Source organism: Gordonia asplenii, from assembly GCF_012933505.1.
Lineage (GTDB): Bacteria > Actinomycetota > Actinomycetes > Mycobacteriales > Mycobacteriaceae > Gordonia > Gordonia asplenii.
The window spans coordinates 98,015-115,722 of record NZ_JABBNB010000021.1; the positions used below are offsets into that span (position 1 = coordinate 98,015).

Annotated in this window: 18 protein-coding genes and 1 pseudogene; 14 read left to right on the top strand and 5 right to left on the bottom strand. The window is 64.8% G+C overall.

The window, feature by feature from the left end; all coding sequences use genetic code 11:
* The first annotated feature begins 24 nt into the window (after window positions 1–24).
* From HH308_RS18945 to HH308_RS30250, 5 genes and pseudogenes are all read left to right on the top strand, one after another.
* On the top strand, window positions 25–981 hold the full coding sequence (locus HH308_RS18945; protein WP_312870708.1) for an arsenic resistance protein: 957 nt from the start codon (window positions 25–27) through the stop codon (window positions 979–981).
* Between the two features lie 356 nt (window positions 982–1,337).
* Window positions 1,338–1,880: a TNT domain-containing protein gene (locus HH308_RS18950; protein ID WP_246284700.1), complete on the top strand. Its 543-nt coding sequence runs from the start codon at window positions 1,338–1,340 to the stop codon at window positions 1,878–1,880.
* Window positions 1,881–1,890: 10 nt separating this feature from the next.
* Window positions 1,891–2,325, top strand: a complete 435-nt coding sequence (locus tag HH308_RS18955) for an Imm63 family immunity protein (protein WP_170195801.1) — start codon at window positions 1,891–1,893, stop codon at window positions 2,323–2,325.
* Between the two features lie 434 nt (window positions 2,326–2,759).
* Window positions 2,760–3,668, top strand: a pseudogene (locus HH308_RS29905) (alpha/beta hydrolase); the annotation flags it as partial.
* Between the two features lie 36 nt (window positions 3,669–3,704).
* A complete protein-coding gene (locus HH308_RS30250) occupies window positions 3,705–4,367 on the top strand; it encodes a UPF0158 family protein (protein ID WP_281362994.1) in 663 nt (220 codons plus the stop codon).
* A gap of 417 nt (window positions 4,368–4,784) precedes the next feature.
* On the opposite strand, the gene HH308_RS18965 is transcribed toward HH308_RS30250, so the two are convergent.
* A complete protein-coding gene (locus tag HH308_RS18965) occupies window positions 4,785–5,213 on the bottom strand; it encodes a nitroreductase family deazaflavin-dependent oxidoreductase (protein WP_170195803.1) in 429 nt (142 codons plus the stop codon).
* Between the two features lie 195 nt (window positions 5,214–5,408).
* Here HH308_RS18965 and HH308_RS29915 point away from each other — a divergent pair, with 195 nt between their 5' ends.
* Complete coding sequence (locus HH308_RS29915; RefSeq protein WP_312870709.1) at window positions 5,409–6,539, top strand: DUF6745 domain-containing protein; 1,131 nt, start codon at window positions 5,409–5,411, stop codon at window positions 6,537–6,539.
* Window positions 6,540–6,564: 25 nt separating this feature from the next.
* A complete protein-coding gene (locus HH308_RS18975) occupies window positions 6,565–7,056 on the top strand; it encodes a DUF8820 family protein (protein WP_170195804.1) in 492 nt (163 codons plus the stop codon).
* A 138-nt stretch (window positions 7,057–7,194) separates the two neighbouring features.
* Here the strand turns inward: HH308_RS18975 and HH308_RS18980 are convergent, their stop codons facing one another.
* The gene (locus HH308_RS18980) at window positions 7,195–7,716 is read right to left on the bottom strand and encodes a hypothetical protein (RefSeq protein WP_246284702.1); all 522 of its coding nucleotides are present in this window, start codon (window positions 7,714–7,716) and stop codon (window positions 7,195–7,197) included.
* A gap of 61 nt (window positions 7,717–7,777) precedes the next feature.
* Window positions 7,778–8,392 (bottom strand): TetR/AcrR family transcriptional regulator, encoded by a 615-nt coding sequence (locus HH308_RS18985; RefSeq protein ID WP_312870710.1) that lies wholly within the window; start codon window positions 8,390–8,392, stop codon window positions 7,778–7,780.
* 96 nt (window positions 8,393–8,488) lie between these two features.
* On the opposite strand from HH308_RS18985, the gene HH308_RS18990 reads away from it, so the two are divergent.
* On the top strand, window positions 8,489–9,838 hold the full coding sequence (locus HH308_RS18990) for a cytochrome P450 (protein WP_170195806.1): 1,350 nt from the start codon (window positions 8,489–8,491) through the stop codon (window positions 9,836–9,838).
* 39 nt (window positions 9,839–9,877) lie between these two features.
* Complete coding sequence (locus HH308_RS18995; protein WP_170195820.1) at window positions 9,878–10,360, top strand: gluconokinase; 483 nt, start codon at window positions 9,878–9,880, stop codon at window positions 10,358–10,360.
* Between the two features lie 12 nt (window positions 10,361–10,372).
* Here HH308_RS18995 and HH308_RS19000 read toward each other — a convergent pair whose 3' ends face one another.
* A complete protein-coding gene (locus HH308_RS19000) occupies window positions 10,373–10,807 on the bottom strand; it encodes a PPOX class F420-dependent oxidoreductase (protein ID WP_170195807.1) in 435 nt (144 codons plus the stop codon).
* Window positions 10,808–11,096: 289 nt separating this feature from the next.
* On the opposite strand from HH308_RS19000, the gene HH308_RS19005 reads away from it, so the two are divergent.
* From HH308_RS19005 to HH308_RS19020, 4 genes are read left to right on the top strand one after another with little or no spacing between them, the layout of a single operon-like run.
* Entirely contained in the window at window positions 11,097–11,741 is a 645-nt protein-coding gene (locus HH308_RS19005; protein WP_170195808.1) for an ABC transporter permease, read from the top strand.
* Complete coding sequence (locus HH308_RS19010) at window positions 11,738–13,015, top strand: ATP-binding cassette domain-containing protein (RefSeq protein ID WP_170195809.1); 1,278 nt, start codon at window positions 11,738–11,740, stop codon at window positions 13,013–13,015. Before HH308_RS19005 ends, HH308_RS19010 begins: the two co-directional genes overlap by 4 nt.
* Window positions 13,008–13,745 carry an ABC transporter permease gene (locus HH308_RS19015; protein WP_211188611.1) on the top strand — a complete coding sequence of 246 codons (738 nt, stop codon included), beginning with the start codon at window positions 13,008–13,010 and terminating at the stop codon, window positions 13,743–13,745. The genes HH308_RS19010 and HH308_RS19015 overlap by 8 nt, the downstream gene beginning before the upstream one ends.
* Complete coding sequence (locus tag HH308_RS19020) at window positions 13,742–14,713, top strand: glycine betaine ABC transporter substrate-binding protein (protein WP_170195810.1); 972 nt, start codon at window positions 13,742–13,744, stop codon at window positions 14,711–14,713. The genes HH308_RS19015 and HH308_RS19020 overlap by 4 nt, the downstream gene beginning before the upstream one ends.
* A gap of 99 nt (window positions 14,714–14,812) precedes the next feature.
* Here the strand turns inward: HH308_RS19020 and HH308_RS19025 are convergent, their stop codons facing one another.
* Window positions 14,813–17,050: an NADP-dependent isocitrate dehydrogenase gene (locus HH308_RS19025; RefSeq protein ID WP_170195811.1), complete on the bottom strand. Its 2,238-nt coding sequence runs from the start codon at window positions 17,048–17,050 to the stop codon at window positions 14,813–14,815.
* 324 nt (window positions 17,051–17,374) lie between these two features.
* On the opposite strand from HH308_RS19025, the gene HH308_RS19030 reads away from it, so the two are divergent.
* Window positions 17,375–17,587 (top strand): dodecin, encoded by a 213-nt coding sequence (locus tag HH308_RS19030; RefSeq protein ID WP_170195812.1) that lies wholly within the window; start codon window positions 17,375–17,377, stop codon window positions 17,585–17,587.
* The last annotated feature ends 121 nt before the right edge of the window (window positions 17,588–17,708 follow it).

The window sequence follows — 17,708 nt, forward strand, 5'->3', positions numbered from 1 at the left end:
GATCGGGCCAACTATGCTTCAACCGTGCCGACCGTCGCCGAGCGTATGGAACGACGTCAAGTCCCCCTCTACCTCGTCGCGATCGGTGCGGGCGGCATCGTCGGAATCACATTGCCCGACGCCGCGCCGACGCTGGCCCACGCGATCAATCCGACTCTCGCCGCGCTGCTGTATGTCACCTTCCTGCAGGTGCCGGCCGCGGCGCTGCTGACGGCGATCAAGAACGGGCGCTTCATCGCGATTCTGCTCGCGCTCAACTTCCTCATCGTTCCCCTCGTCGTAGCGGTACTGGCCGAATTCCTCCCCAGCGACCAGTCTGTGCGCATCGGCGCCCTCCTCGTTCTCCTGTGTCCCTGCATCGACTACGTGGTCGTGTTCAGTGGACTGGCCGGCGCCGACAGTCGCCGCCTCCTGGCGGCCACACCGGTTCTGCTCATCGCGCAGACGGCGCTGCTCCCCCTATACCTGTACTTCTTCCTCGGCTCCGACCTCGCCGCCATCGTCGACGTCGGGCCGTTCGTCGAGGCCTTCGCGGTTCTGATCGTCCTTCCACTCGTACTCGCCTGGGCGACGCAGTGGTGGTCGGCGGCGCACCGCAGCGGCACGCATTTCGTCGGCGCGGCGGGCACGTCGATGGTTCCGCTGATGATGGTGGTGCTCGCGGTGGTCGTCGCCTGCCAACTGCCCCGCATCGGCTCGTCGTGGTCGACGGTCCTTGCGGTCGCCCCGGTGTACGTCTGCTTCCTCGTCGTCATGCCGGTGCTGGGCGATCTGATCTCGCGGCGCGCGGGCTTCGACGCCGCCGCTCGCCGCGCCGTCGTCTTCTCCGGCGCGACTCGCAACTCGCTCGTCGTCCTCCCCCTTGCGCTGTCCCTTCCACCGGGCTTCGATCTAGCCGGTGCGGTCGTCGTGACGCAGACTCTGGTCGAGGTGATCGGGATGGTCGTGTACGTACGTGTCATTCCCAAAGTCATAGTGTGATAACGCGAATAGATTCGTGCGACGAAGCAATTAGCCGTTCTATTCAAGAGTCGGAATAGCAGATCGCAGATAGCCAATTCAGGCTGCGAATAGAACACGAAAACGGGAGACGATTGGTCACGTCTTGGTGACATCGTCACTCCCGTCACAGTGGTTTCGCTACTGTTGCACCACCCAAATCGGGAAAACTACGTCCGAAAGGCGCGGGTATGAACCGTCGCTCGGTCCTTGTCCTGTTCTCCGTCGTGGTCGCATTCTTCGGCGGCAGTTCGATAGCTTCAGCCGCACCACCGTCACTCGACTTCGGCAGCCTCGGTGGAATCATCAGTCCCCTGCAACATGGCTGCTCGACGGACTTGTACAAGGCCGGTGACTGGCGAATGGGTGCGAAGATACTGGCCACCGCAGCTCCGGTCGGCCCGCAGGTCGCCGGCTACGACCGACTCGGCGGGTCCAAAGATGCCGACACCTTTCTCGAAACCTGGTGGAATCCGAACGAGAAACCAGAGACGTGGAAATGGCCCGCTCAGGACGGATTCAAGATCGTCAACGGTCACGCGGTAAAGCGGATTTCGACTCTGAAAGTCGGCACTCGAATCGACCGATACGGCGGCGAAACGGGCAATTTCTTCGCGCCCGAAGGTGCAAGTTACACTTCGCGCGCATTGCCGCCCGCCAATCTCAGCAATGTCGAATCGTGCAACTATCACATCTATGAAGTCATCAAACCGATGAAGGTGTACCGCGGTCCCATCGCCCCGTGGTTCGGCCAACGGGGCGGCGCCACACAATTCCAGGCATCGCCGGTGCTCATCGATCCGGCTTCGGCGGACTGCGGCACGAAACTGAACGTAGAGTGGCTGAGTTGCGCCAAGTATCTGAAGGCCGTGTATCCGTAGGAGGTCACTTATGGGTGAAGACGTGTTCGACGCCGCGCTGCGAGCCGCCATCGACGACGTCGCCGCTCGCCTGGGCGCCACGCCGGACGACGTTCCGACGCTGGGGTTTTCACGCGACGACGGCTCAGCGGCCTGTTGGCACGCGGCGGACGGGTGGCACGTCGGAACCCGCGAACGGGGGGCGGTGCTCGACGATCGACACACCACCGACCGGGATGTGTTCACGTCCTGGGTCGCGGCGTCGATCGCCGAGCGCGTCGCCGCTCGTCATCACTCGCCCGAGGACGACGACTATCGCCGCGCCGCATGGCGCGAGCAATACCGACTGCTCGCCGGACTGAATCACCAGTGGGCCGAGACGTGGCTCGCCGACACCCGCGCGACACTCATCGAATCCGGTGCGACACAATCGACCTTGGACAAGCTCCCGCACTCCGCCAGTTGAGCCGGGCCTCCCCGGTGGTTGAGCCGGGCCGCCTCTGCTGGTTGAGCCGGGCCCGACGAGCCTCCCCCCATCCGCTGGTTGAGCCGGGCCCGACGCGCCGTGCTGAGCGAGCGCAGCGAGCCGCTCCTCCGCTGGTTGAGCCGGGCCCGACGAGCGCAGCGAGACGCGCCCGTGTCGAAACCATCGTGAGACGAGATGCCAACTGCTGCAAGGTGTTTGGTGCGCTGACATCGTCGGCGTGCGTGGTTTCGACACGGGCCTTCGCTAACGCTCCGGCCCGGCTCAACCAGCGGAGCCGCCCGGCTCAACGAGCGGGAGTCGCCAGGCTCAATCAGCGCAGTGGCCCAGGCCCACCCAGCGGTGTAGGCGCCCGAAGAGTATTCGGCGAGCCTAGACTGACGGTGCCCGCGCTCATTCATCGTCGAGGAAGATTAGTGCACTTTTCGCTCACGCAGCTGTTGGAAGCGTTTCCCGAGGACATGCTCGATCACACCCGCGCCTACTACGACACCAAGCAACCCGGCGCCGGACCGGCATCGCTGGACGAACTGCGCGAAGTCCGCGCAGCTAGGCAAGCATACAAGCGTGATGCGCGGGCGGTCACCGAGACCGCCGAGTACGACGGCCGAACTGTTCCGGTACGGATCTTCACTCCGGACCTCCCGCCACTGGGCGTGGTCCTCGACATCCCCGGCGGCGGTTTCTATCTGAGTTCCGACGGCCGACATGACTCGGTGAATCGGGAACTGGCAGGCACCGCGGGTGTCGCAGTCGTGAGCGTTGACTACCGGCTCGCACCCGAATCACCGTGGCCCGCGGCACCCGAGGACTGTGAGACAGCGGCGCTCTGGCTGATCGACTCGGCCGCCGAACGGTTCGGCACCGATCGACTCGTCGTCGGCGGCACCTCGGCAGGGGCCACACTCGCGCTGACGACCCTTCTTCGCCTGCGCGATCGCGGCCTCGTCGACGAATTCGCCGGTGCCGTCCTGCGATTCGGCACCTACGACCTCAGCGGCAGCACTCCCGCGGGCCGGCGCATCGCCGACGAGTACTTCCTCAGCGCGTACCTAGCCGACGCCGAAGACCGGACACTTCCTGACATCTCTCCCGTCTTCGCCGACCTGACCGGCCTGCCGCCGACGCTGCTCGTCGTCGGTGCCGACGACGTCCTCCTCGAGGACAATATGGCGATGGCGTCGCGCCTGTCCGCGGCGCACAACGACGTGGACCTGCGCATCTATCCGCTGGCGCCGCATGGGTTCACCAGCCATCCCACATCGGTGGCCTACCAAGCGCGCGAGGATGTGGCGCAGTGGATCTCCGCCGCCGTCGCCGAGCCCGCGGGCGAGCCCTGGGACGACGAGTCGTTCACCGAAATGCGCGTCGCGGCCCGCACCGATCCGGCGAGACTCGTCGAATTGCTGTCCGACCGGTCACTTCATGACATCGCCCAACTCATCGGCGAGGCGGTGCTTCGCGCGCTGGACGCGAATATCCCGGCGGCGCATGAGTTGGCGACCCGCCTGGTGAAGACTCTCAACGCCCGACGCTGGGCAGGTGACGACGAGTTGTCCACCGCAGTCAACTCGGCGCTCGGCGTCGGACCGGCCCCGACGTTGCCGACAGCCAGGGTTGATCTCGAAGAATTGTCCGCCGCGCTTGAAGACGGGCGCGGTGAGGGCGGGCGCCTCAATGTGACCAACGGACTGCTGTGGCACGGCGACCCGAGCTACTACTCCGACGACGAGCTGCCAGATTTCGAGAGCGATGACTGGCTGTTCGTCGGCTCACTCGGATCCCGGGAGAGCTACCGCGACATGGAGATCTTCATCTCGTCGCTCACCGACGCCGACCTCGCCGCACAACTCGATCGCGCGATAACCGGCAGGGGCGCATTCCGCCGCTTCAAGGACGTGCTCTTCGATCGCCCGGACGAACGCTTCGCCTATTACCTGCTGACCAACGAGCGCAAACGCGGCCGGGCACGCGAATGGCTCGCGTTCGTAGGTTACCGCGTCGCCCTCGAGCCCCCTGAGTGAGCCGAGACGTGCCTCACCCGCTGGTTGAGCCGGGCCCGACGCGACCTAATCCGCTGGTTGAGCCGGGCTCGACGAGCCTCCCCCGCTGGTTGAGCCGGGTTTCACCGGTCGGGGCCACTCCATCTGCTGGTTGAGCCGGGCCAGGGCGCTAGCGACGAGCGTGTCGAAACCCCTGTACCACAATGCATTTGATGGTAGCGCACGTGTCGAGCTGTGATGGAATCGAACATTGAGGCGCGTGCATCCGAAGGGTGCACACGCCTCACTTGCCGGGTGTCATCGCCGACATTGGCGCGACCGTCGAAAGTCGTTGTGGCTGAGAGGTTTCGACACGGGCCTTCGCTAACGCTCTGGCCCGGCTCAACCAGCGGGTGGGGCTGCTCCGGCCCGCCTCAACCAGCAGACTGCGAAACCCGACTATGCCCGACGCAGCGCGAGCACGGGAATCACCCGGATGCCTTCGGTCTTCGTCTCGTATTCGGCGAAACCGGGGTAGCGACTCGCCTGAATCGCATAGATGCGGTCCCGGTCGGCACCGGTCACCTCGGTGACCGTGACGTCGTAGGTCTCGGTGCCGACCTCCACCGTTGCCTTGCCCGCGGCGGTGAGGTTGTAGTACCAGGCGGGGTTGGTCGGCGCGCCGGCCTTCGATGCGAACACGTAGATGAGGGCCGGATCGTCGGCATCGAGCAGGTACATCATCGGCGAAACCGTCTGCTTGCCCGACTTTCGCCCGACATGGTGTACCAGCACCATCGGGGCACCTTCGAAGGGGCCGCCGACCCGCCCCTCATGCTCCCGAAACTCGTTGATTATCTGGGCATTCCAGTCATTCGGTGCGCTCATGTGCGATCAACTCCCTGGGGTCGTCGACGCCGCGGCGTCGAGCTTCGGTTCTACACGTGAAGACGTGTGCACCGACCATCCAAGCACGATCGGCCCTTGCGTTGTCCCCGTTCGCGTGCCATCCTCGTTCACTATGTTCACCGTTTTCAATGATCGAAAGGCGGACTCCGCCTCCCGCGCATGAGCGCCCGTCGCGTGCCTGCTCGCAGGACCACGCCGTCACCGAATTTCGAACTCACCCCTTCTCTCGTCGCAATCCGCGACGATTGGTTGGCGCACGGGCTACGCGTTGAACCCTCAGATCGCCACGCCGCCGAGTCGGCCGTGGCCGAACTGTTCACGCTCGCCGATCTGCCAACGCCCCGGTTCCACTGGGTACCGTCCCCTGCAGCTGGAGCAAAATACCTTGCCGCAGAAGGGCTTTCCTTCGACGCGACGCACGACTACCAGAACGCGGCGTCGACGATCGCGGCGCTCATCACCGGATCCCGGCGGGAAATCATCGAGCGGACCAAGCAACGCCGGGTCGCCGCTCCGTCGGTGCAGTCACGGCTCGACTCGGCGGCTGCCACCATTGCACAACCGCTGCGCACCAGCCTCGTCGACGGGGTGGCCGTCGCCATTCGGCAGCTCGTCGGACCCATGCCCGGACTCGTCACCTGGTACGGCCAGCAGGAAGCTCACCACCTAGCGTATTTCGCTGCGCTGCAACAGCTTCGGCTTGTCACCTGCACCGAGCGGGAGAATCGAATCCTGGATCTACAAGGTGAGCTCGCGCGTTCCACCGGTTGGTGGTGGGTGACCGACGACGTCTGCGTCATGTCCGAACGCCCGACCACACTGCACACCGAGCCGACTCCGAACGCTGCCAACGGCGAACTCCGGATGCACCACTCAACCGAACCCGCAGTCCAATTCTCCGACGGCACAGGCACTTTCGTTCTCCACGGCACGGCTGTCCCAGACTGGGTCATCTGTGATCCTTCGGTCGGCCGCATCAGCACCGAACGCAACGCGGAGATCCGGCGCTGCGCCATCGAACGGATCGGCTGGGACACCTTCGTCCGCTCAGCCCGACTGCGTCTCGTCGATCGCGCCGACGATCCCGGCAACGTCGGACAGTCCCTGGAGCTCTATGCGACGCCTCGCGGCTGGACCGGTCGCGGACGAATCCTGCTGACCGCCAACGGATCACTCGAACGCGACGGCACTCGACGCCGCTACGGGCTGGCGGTGCCGAGTCACTTCACGTCGGCACTCGACGCCGCCGGCTGGACCTACGGCGTGGCCGGCCGGGACTATACGCGACTCGCGCGGCGCACGTAACTCGTTACTCACCAAGGAGATTCACATGAATGCCAACGCTCTCACCCTCGACGCACTGATCACCCGAACCGGCATCGAGATATTCGACTACCTCGAACGCAGCATCACCATCCCGGTCACCGACCAACCGCAGGCCCAAGGCGACCTGATCGTCGTGCCGAGCGAGATGCTCGCGCGCGAGGTGACCGAACGGCACCCCGAACCAGGCTCGATGGGCTACGCCCCTCCCGGGTGGTTTTCGACCACCCGCGATGTCGGCCCGACCGGTATCGAAGTCCTGCGCAGCGCTGCCGGCGGCAACCCGCACACGCTCGTCGCCGATCCAGGTACCTGCACCTGGACGACCGGGGTCGTCGACCTACGCGGCCTCGCCCTGGGCATTGTGGCGAACAGCGCCGCGGCCTATCTGATCCATCCCGAACACGGTGCAAGCGGGATCGCCCCGGGGCGCTACGTGATTCGACGCCAACGCGAGTTGGGATTCGCGGGAGGCGGAGTCATGCTCGTCGCAGACTGACCGACGCCTGGAGTCACCGATGTCGGCCATCTCGCTGATTGAGCCTGGATTCATCGCTCGATACGGCGTCGGCAGCGGTTCGGCGGTCAAACACACATTTTCCTGCCTTCGGCTCGGCCCCGTCAGCCTGCGTCGTCCCTACGCCACGCGTCGTCGCCGCACCTGGGGCCGGTAGATGATTCCGCCGAACAGCAACGTCTGCACGATCTCGTCGGCGAGATAGCTGTCGATGTCCAGCGGCGACGGTGTCGCGCCCGCGCCGAAGTGGGTGGCCGCCGCCGACGCGACATCGTCGAGAGACAGGGTGAACTGTTCACCGCCGAGATCGGTGATCGTCGTCGACGACGATCCGTCCCAAGATTCGACGGTGCACCAATGCGTGATGCCGCAGCCCTCGACGGCCTCGATCAGAATTCGCTCCGCGTGGTGAACGAATCGGGCTGCGACGGCCCGTTCAGCGCCGAGCGCGGCGAGCGCCTGTCGATACGAAAGGTGGTGCTCGCGCGCGTATCGGCGTGCGGCACGCTTCGCGGCGAAGTTCTCAGTCATGGCGCCATCCCAATCACTATGCGGTGCAACATGTCCCGCGTTCACGTCGCCCGACTTGGTGACCGGCCGGTAGGTGTCGCAGATCCAGTGGACCTTGCCCTCGGATGCCATTCGGGGACCTCGCGGGTGTCCGTACGGCTCGGGTGGCTATGCGAGTAGCGCTCCCGACAGACTAACTCACTGACGGCTGGGAGACACCCAGCAGCGCGATACACGCCGCCACCGCGGGCTCTTCGATCGTTCGCAGCGGCCGCCCGTGTTCGAGCGCCGACGCCGCGAGTTCGCGGATACCGGCCCACACGATCAATGCGATCTCGGCGGACATGGGCGAGATTCCGGCGTCGCGCATCTGCTGTGAACTCGTGAGTCGCGCGAGCAGTTCGGTGAACGATTCGATCGAGGCCACCTGCACCGCGCGCGCGGACTGACCGAGTGCGGGCAGCTCACGGATCCAGCTTCGCGTCGTCTCGGGATGACGTTCACACGAGTCGATGTAGGCGCGGACCGCCTGCCGCACCTGGGTCTGCCACCCGACGTCCGGGTCGACGCCGGCACCGATCGACGCGATCAACTCGTCGTTGGCATGCCTGAGCAACTCGACGAAGCATTCCTGCTTATCCGCGAATTCCTGGTAGAAGGATCGTCGCGAGGTTCGTGCGGTCCGCACCACGTCGGCGACCGTCGTCGCCGCGTAGCCGCGCTCGGTCAGACATTGCCCCATGGCGTCGAGCAGTCGCTCGCGCACGCCGACGGCGAGCGCCGGGGCGGAGGGGGCGTCGTCGGGCACACGGATACTGTACGGCCACGCCTCTTGGCAAACGTGGTACATCGTCGTACCGTCAGGTGGTACATACCCGTACCAGATCGCTGAAGGTGGCACCGAATGACCGCGACCAGCCTCGACGTCCCCGCTCCCATCGCACTCGGCGACTCCGGCGCCCTGTTGCCTCCCGCCACCCGGCTACCGACCGTCGTGCAGGGAATCGGATTCGTCGCCGATCGGCGACGCACACTCCAGTGGTTGTCGCACCGATACGGATCCGCGACCACGCTGCGCATCCCCGTCTTCGGCGACACGGTACTGATCAGCGATCCGGTCCTGGCCAAACAGCTCTGCCAGACCACGACCGACGTCGCGGCGAACGTCAAACCCAACCTGGGTCGCATCCTGGGTCGCGGGTCGATCTTCGCTCTGGAGGGCACCGACCACCGTCGACGCCGCAAACTACTCACTCCCCCGTTGCACGGCAAACGAATCAAGGGTTACGAGGCGATCGTCGAAGAAGAGTTCGCCGCCGAATCGGCCACCTGGCCGATGGGACGTGGATTCGCGACCCTCGACCCGATGATGCGGATCACGCTCAACGTGATCTTGCGTGTCGCCTTCGGCGTCGATGATCAGCAACTCGACGATCTGCGCCGGATTATGCCCGCGTTGGTCGAGAACGGTTCGCGCGCAACCAAATTCCCCGACCTGCCGAACCTCGGCGGGCGATTTAACCCTCACCTCCGGTTCAGTGCGAAGCGCGCCGAATACGACGCCGTGATCGGCCGGATCATCACTCACGCGCGCTCGGACTCCCACCTCGCCGAACGCGACGACATCCTCGCACTGATGCTGCAGAGCCGCTACGACGACGGAACGGCGATGACCGACTCCGAGATCGCCGACGAGCTGCTGACTCTGCTCGCCGCGGGGCACGAGACCACCGCGACCACACTGGCGTGGGCCGTCGAGCGGTTGAGCCGCCACCCGAAGATTCTCGCCGATCTGGTCGCCGAGGCGGACACCGACGAGAACACCCTGCGTACCGCGACCATTCAAGAGGTGCAGCGCAGCCGCCCGGTGATCGACCTGTTCGGCAGGCATGTCGTGGCCACCGAACTGGAACTCGGACCGTACCGAATTCCCAAGGGCTACAACGTCGTCGTGGCGATCTCGCTACTGCACGACGACTCCCGTCAGTTCACGCGACCCGAGCGCTTCGATCCGCAGCGGTTCGTCGGGTCGCCGCCGAGCCAAGCGTGGCTGCCGTTCGGCGGCGGAACCCGGCGGTGCATCGGCGCGGCGTTCGCACACATGGAGATGGACATCGTGCTGCGAGAGCTGTTCCGGCACTACACGATTCGCACCACTTCCGCGCGCGGCGAAGGCTGGCACTCGCGCGGCGTCGCCTATGCACCTCGCGCAGGTGGGCGCGTTGTCCTCTCGCCGCGCCGGCGTACTGTGTGAAGCGTGATCTCTGCCACAGCGTCCCCCCACATCGTCGTGATGGGTGTCAGCGGCTCCGGCAAGACGGTGGTCGGGCAGGCGCTCGCGCACCTGCTCGACGCCGAATTCGTCGACGCCGACGACCTTCACCCGGCGTCGAACATCGCGAAGATGACATCCGGGAAGGCCCTCACCGACGACGACCGGCGCCCGTGGCTGCAGATCGTCGGGGCGCAGTTCGCCTCCCATGACGGACCCGTCGTGATCGCGTGCTCAGCGCTCAAACGCATCTACCGGGACGTCATCCGGGCAGCAGCACCCGATGCAGCGTTCATTCACCTGTCGGTGCCCGCCCAGACGGTGACGACTCGCGTGACGCTGCGCGCCGAGCATTTCATGCCCGCCGCGCTGGTCGAATCGCAGTTCGAGGCCCTCGAAGAACTCCACGCCGATGAACGTGGACTGTCGGTCGAGTCTGTCGGCGGTCCCGACGTCGTCGCCGCGACTGTGCTTGCGGCGCTCAGCGCCGTCGCTGACGCCTGAGCTCGTGGCGGCTCAGCCGCGCAGCCGCTGTCCGTAGACGCGGTCGACCGACAGCTTCAGCAGCACTCGCCGGTCGGCCACCATCACCCGGCGGTAGTCAGCCCAGTCGGGATGCTCGCCCGCGGCCTTGCGGTAGTAGTCGACGAGCTCATCGACCTCGGGACCGTCGGGATCGGTTCCCGGTCCGATCAGGGTCGCCTCCCCCTCGGCGGTCGCCCAGGTGTAGCCGGTCGAGTCGGTGACCTCCAACGCCGCCCGCGGGTCGCGACGCAGATTCGTGGTCTTCGCACGGCCCTCGGCGATGGACACCAAGATCACGTCGGAGTCGCGATCGTAGAAGGGTGTCACCGGCGACAACTGGGGCATCCCCGAGGATTTGATCGTCGCCAGAATTCCGATGCGTGCCTGTGCGAGGAGGTCGCGAGGATCGAACGTCGAGGAAGTCATGTCAACACCAACCAGTGCCATCGCCCCGGTATTCCGACGCAACACACCCAATGAATCATCGACTTTCACTCACCGTGAATAAGTCTGTTTGCATCGCAAATATTTTCGGATAACCGCATGTCAATCGTGATTTCGAGGTTCAGACAGCGATCGCCGACAAACGCCGTCGAACTCATTTCGCGCACAATGTCGCGCCGAATCCCATTAGACTCCCTCCTGTCCGACAACTCACGTGAATCGCGGCGGTCCCAGATCTCGATTGCCCGGTCGGCTGCAGAGAGGGGCGCGAGTGCAACTGTTGACCTATGTCCAGGGGCATGCCGGCAACCTGACATTCTTGACGTATCAACACGCCTCGCTGGCATTTCAAACCGTACTCGTCGGCACGGTGGTCGCCGTCATCATCGCGGTCGCGGTCTATCGGCTTCCGCTGTTTTCCGCACTCACTCTGACCACGAGTCGGGTTGCCCTCACGATCCCGTCGCTAGCGCTTCTTGCGCTGCTCATCGTACCTTTCGGGCTCGGTGTGGTGCCGTCATTCCTGATGCTGGCGTTCTTCGCGGCGATGCCCGTCATCGGTAATGCGATCGTCGGATTGCGATCGGTTCCGGCGTCGACGATTGAAGCCGCACAGGGCATCGGACTGCCGCGCTGGCGCATTCTGCTGTCGGTGGAACTGCCGATCGCGTGGCCGGTCATTCTCACTGGAATCCGGGTGTCGACACAGATGATCGTGGGTGTTGCGGCAATTGTCGCCTACGTTCTGGGACCTGGTCTGGGGTCGCTGATATTCAACGGTCTATCCCGCCTCGGTGGCGCGAATGCACTGGAAATGGCGCTCACCGGAACGATTCTCATCGTGATCATCGCCCTCGTCTTCGACGGCCTGCTCGTCCTGCTCGGCCGCTTCACTATTTCCAAAGGACTCTCATGACAGATCGCACCAGCCTCGCCTCACCGGAATCGCAGGGTCGGACCGTCACCGGTGCGTCGATCCGGCTCGACGGCGTCGTCAAGCAGTATCGGGGTCAGTCCAAACCCGCGGTCGAACGGCTGGATCTGCAGATCGAAGCGGGGGACATCGTCGCTTTCGTCGGGCCGTCCGGGTGCGGCAAGACCACCACGCTGAAGATGATCAACCGGCTCATCGAGCCGAGCCAGGGACGGATCTACATCGGCGATCGCGACGTCACCAGCGAGAATCCCGACAATCTGCGGCAATCGATCGGCTATGTGATCCAGTCCGGCGGACTCTTTCCGCACTGGTCGGTGGCGAAGAACATCGGGGCCATCCCCCGGGTTCTGCGATGGGACAAGCGGCGTATCGCCGAGCGCACCGAGTATCTCCTCGACCTCGTCGGACTGGACCCGGGGACGTTCGCGGATCGGTTGCCCAAAGACATGTCCGGCGGACAGCAGCAGCGGGTCGGTGTGGCGCGGGCGCTGGCCGCCGACCCGCCGGTCCTGCTCATGGACGAGCCGTTCGGCGCGGTCGACCCGATCACGCGAGTTCGATTGCAAGACAGTCTCATCGCCATCCAACACGAACTCGGCAAGACGATCGTCATCGTGACCCACGACTTCGAGGAGGCGACCAAGCTCGGCGACAAGGTGCTCATCCTGTCCGAAGGCGGGCACGTCGAGCAGTACGCGAGCCCGGAGGAGATCCTCGCGAATCCGGCGACGCCGTTCGTCGAAGAGTTCGTCGGATCCGGAGCGACGCTCGCTCATCTGTCGCTGTCGCGGGTGCGCGACGTCGAGCACGACACCGTCACGACCGCACAGGTCGGCGAGGATTCAGCGGAAGTCGTTGCGCGAGCCCGCAGGGCGGGTCATCGATGGATCGTGGTCGTCGACGATCTCGGGCGTCCGCGCGCCTGGCCGACGCTCGAAGAGGCGGCGTCGAAACCGCAGATCTCCGATTTCGTCGATCGTCGGCTGCCGGTCGTCGCACGGTCGTCGACGCTCAACGACGCCCTCGACGCGATGCTCGCGACCAGCCAGGGAGGTGCCCTGATCTCCGACGGCCGCGGTGCTGTCGTGGGGGCGCTGACCATCAGATCGGTCATGGAGGTGATCCGCGGCCAGCTCGCCGAGGTCCGCGACGACGAGACCGATTCCTACATCGAGCATTCCGAGGGCACCTCGACCGACGAGATGCCGGTCATCGTGCTCGCCGACGACGAGGCGGAGCGCCCCGATGACTAGGCTGCGCCGACTGCCGATCGATGTGTGGTTCGAACCGCTGATCATCGTCGTACTGGGCGTCGGATACGTGATCTGGTATCAGTCGACGACGTTTACCGCCACCGAAGAGGCATCGCTGGCGTGGTCGACGTTGCGGACGACGATCTGGGCGCACATCGAGTTGACGCTGGTCGCGACGATCATCGTGGTGGTGATCGCGATTCCGCTCGGCATCCTCCTCACCCGACCGTCGATGAAGTGGCTCAACCCGATCGCGGTCAACATCGCCAACGTCGGGCAGGCGGCGCCGGCGGTCGGCTTGCTCGTGTTGTTCACGTTCTGGCTCGGCACCGGCTTCAACACCGCGGTCATCGGGCTGGTGGTGTACGCGATTCTGCCGATCCTGCAGAACACCATCGTCGGGCTCGCCCAGGTGGATCAGCGGGTCATCGAAGCCTCCCGCGGGATCGGCTTCTCCGGCGCGAGAACGCTTGTGCAAGTGGAACTTCCGCTCGCCGTGCCGGTGATCCTGAACGGGGTTCGCACAGCGTTGGTGATCCTGGTCGGAACAGCGACGCTGAGTACCTTCATCGGCGCGACCAGTCTCGGCACGCTGATCACCACCGGGGTGACCCTGTTCCTCCCCAAGCTGCTCGTCTCCGGCGCCATCTTGGTCGGATTGCTCGCGCTGACCATCGATTGGCTCGGCCGGCTCGTCGAACTCGCCGCTACCCCGCGAGGTCTGCTATGAAGCGTCTGAAGATTCTGGTCACCGTGTGCGCGGCCCTCACCGCCCTCGCCGGCTGCGGTCTGGTGAGTTCGTCGGGCACGTTCCACAGCGCCGAGCTGCCCGACGGGTCGCGTCCGCTCGACGGCGCGAAACTGGTTGTGACGTCGAAGAGTTTCACCGAGAGCGTGCTGCTCGGCAAGATCACCGCGACCTACCTCGCCGCGGCGGGCGCCGACGTCACCGACCTCACCGGGGCACCGGGGTCGGCTTCGTCACGCCAAGCACAACTCAACGGCGACGCCGACATTCTGTGGGAGTACACCGGCACCGCCTGGGTGACCTACCACAATGAGTCCGAGACGATCGCCGACCCGCATGACCTGTGGCAGCGAGTGCACGACATCGAGAAACAGCAGTATGACCTCGAGTGGCTCCCACCCGCGCGATTCAACGACACCTACGCGTTTGCCGCCGCGTCGGGGACGGCGAAACGCCTTGGCGTGCACACACTTTCCGACGTGGCCAGGTTGCCGGTCGCCGATCGGACCTTCTGCGTCGACGACGAGTTCTTCTCCCGTTCCGACGGCTTCCTGCCGATGCTCGACAAATACGGCATCCCCTACAACAAGCCCGACGGCGTGCCGAGCGGCAATGTGACCCGAATGGATTCCGGCGTGGTCTATACGTCGACCGCGAAGAGCTCACCGTGCAACTTCGGCATGGTCTACACGACCGACGGCCGCATCAAGAATCTTCACCTGGCCCTGCTCACCGACGACAAGAAGTACTTCCTGCCCTACAGCGGCACCACGGTCGTCCGGGGCAAGATCATCCGCAAGTATCCGCAACTGCGCGAGCTGATGGGCAACATCGCCAGCCGATTGACCGACGACCTGATGCAGAATCTCAACGGCCGCGTCGACATCAAGGGCGAGGACCCGTCGGACGTGGCGTATGACTGGCTGGTCAGCGCCGGACTGGTGAAGTAGTACCGCGCACATCCGACCGAAAGGCCCAGATCCGCCCCCCTCTCTCGGGGGTGGGATCTGGGCCTCTGTGTCGGAACTGCGGGTTGCAGCGTTCAGCGGTTAGTCGACGAACGACGCCAGCGCCTCGTTGAACGTCGCACTCGGACGCATCACGGCGTCGGTCTTGGCGGCGTCGGCCGCGTAATAGCCGCCGATGTCGACCGACTCGCCCTGCACGGCGTTGAGCTCGGCGACGATTTTCTCTTCCTGTTCGCCGAGGGTCTCGGCGAGCGGAGCGAATTTCGCGGCGAGCTCGGCGTCGTCGGTCTGCGCGGCGAGTTCCTGCGCCCAGTACAGGGCGAGATAGAACTGGCTGCCGCGGTTGTCGAGTTCACCGGTGCTGCGCGACGGGCTCTTGCGGTTGTCGAGCAGCTTGCCGGTGGCCGCGTCGAGCGTCTTGGCGAGGATCTTCGCCCGCTCGTTGTCGGCCTTGATGCCCAGGTCTTCCAAACTCACTGCGAGAGCGAGGAATTCGCCGAGCGAGTCCCACCGAAGGTGGTTCTCTTCGACGAGCTGCTTGACGTGCTTGGGCGCCGAGCCGCCCGCACCGGTCTCGTACAGACCGCCGCCCGCCATCAGCGGCACGATGGACAGCATCTTGGCGCTGGTGCCCAGCTCGAGGATCGGGAACAGGTCGGTGAGGTAGTCGCGTAGGATGTTGCCGGTGGCCGCGATGGTATCCAGGCCACGCATCGCACGCTCGAGCGTGTAGCGCATCGCACGCACCTGCGACATGATCTGGATGTCGAGGCCCTCGGTGTCGTGCTCGGGCAGGTACTCGCGCACCTTCTTGATGAGTTCGTTCTCATGGGGGCGGTACGGGTCGAGCCAGAACAGCACCGGCATCCCCGAGTTGCGGGCGCGGGTGACGGCCAGTTTCACCCAGTCGCGGATGGGAGCATCCTTGACGGTGCACATGCGCCAGATGTCGCCCTCTTCGACGTTCTGGGTGAGGATGATCTCGCCGGTCTCGTTGTCGACGAAGTTCGCCTCGCCGGCTTCGGGAATCTCGAAGGTCTTGTCGTGCGACCCGTACTCCTCGGCCTTCTGCGCCATCAGTCCGACGTTGGGCACCGTGCCCATGGTGCGCGGGTCGAAGGCGCCGTTGGTCTTACAGAAGTTGATGATCTCCTGGTAGATACGCGCGAAGGTCGACTCCGGCATGACCGCCTTGGTGTCCTTCTGGCGGCCGTCGGCGCCGTACATCGTGCCGCCGGCCCGGATCATGGCGGGCATCGATGCGTCGACGATGACGTCGGACGGCGAATGGAAGTTGGAGATGCCGCGAGCCGAATCGACCATCGCCAACTCGGGGCGGTACTCGTGACACTTGTGCAGGTCTTCGATGATCTCGTCGTGCTTCGACGCAGGGAGGGTCTCGATCTTGTCGTACAGGTCGACGAGGCCGTTGTTGACGTTGACACCCAGCTCGTCGAAGAGCTCCTGGTGCTTCTCGAACGCTTCCTTGTAGAACGTCCGCACCGCGTGGCCGAAGACGATCGGGTGCGAGACCTTCATCATCGTCGCCTTGACGTGCAGGGAGAACAGCACTCCGGTCTTGTGCGCGTCCTCGATCTGCTCTTCATAGAACTCGAGAAGAGCCTTGCGCGACATGAACATCGAATCCACGACGTCGCCCTTGCCGAGTTTCACACTGTCCTTGAGGACGATGGTCTTGCCGGAGGCCGTGACCAGTTCCATCCGCAGGTCGCGGGCCTGGTCGAGGGTCACCGACTTCTCGCCGTGATAGAAGTCGCCGTGGCGCATATGCGCGACGTGGCTGCGCGAGGCCATCGACCACTCGCCCATGCTGTGCGGGTTCTTGCGGGCGTACTCCTTGACCGCCTTCGGCGCGCGGCGATCCGAATTACCCTCGCGCAGAACGGGGTTGACGGCGCTGCCCAGACAGGTGGAGTACCGCTTGGCGATGTCACGCTCTTCGTCGGTCTTGGGATCGGACGGATAGTCGGGAAGCGCGTAGCCCTTGCTCTGCAGTTCCTTGATGGCGGCCACCAGTTGCGGCACCGATGCGGAGATGTTGGGAAGCTTGATGATGTTGGTCGACGGGTCCTGCGTGAGGCGGCCCAGTTCGGCGAGGTTGTCGGGGACCTGCTGGTCTTCGGTGAGGAAGTCCGGGAAAGTCGCCAGGATGCGCGCGGCGACCGAGATGTCGCTGGTCTTGACGTCGATGCCGGCGGGCCCGGTAAATGCTCGGATGACCGGCAAGAATGCATGCGTCGCCAGCAGCGGCGCCTCATCGGTCAGGGTATAGATAATGCTTTGCTGCTCATTGGTCATGAGTTCTCCCGGCCTCAAGTGTGTGTACTCGGACGTATCGGTACCGCGTGTCACGGCGTGAACCTAGTATGCGTCGGCAGCAGTGTGGTGAGTCACACACCCCTGCCGAATGTGATGTAGCACCCGGTGGGGTGGCCACGCCCGACGGCATTAGATCCACGCCAACCTTATCCCTTGCGGCCACCGAGCGATCGGTCGGAGGGATGTGACGACGTCGCGGCCCGCTGCGCGATTCGGCGTTGCCCGACGCCGCGGCTCGGTAACGTCGAAGACGCACTCATCCGCCTCATCGACCGTCGGCCGACGAACAAGAATCGAGAAGTCATGAGCAGCAATGTCTACCGCGTCACCGAAATCGTCGGGTCATCGCCCACCAGCATCGACGACGCCATCAAGACCGCCATCGCACGAACGAGTCAGACGGTGCGCAATATCGACTGGTTCGAGGTCACCGACACCCGCGGACACGTCGTCGACGGCACGATCGCCCACTTCCAAGTCACGTTGAAAATCGGATTCAAAATCGAAGAACCCTAGACCGATGGGCTGGTTGAGCGGCCCACCCGCCGGTTGAGGGGCCCCACCCGCTGGTTGAGGGATCCCACCCGCCGGTTGAGCAGCCCACCCGCTGGTTGCGGGGCCCACCCGCTGGTTGAGT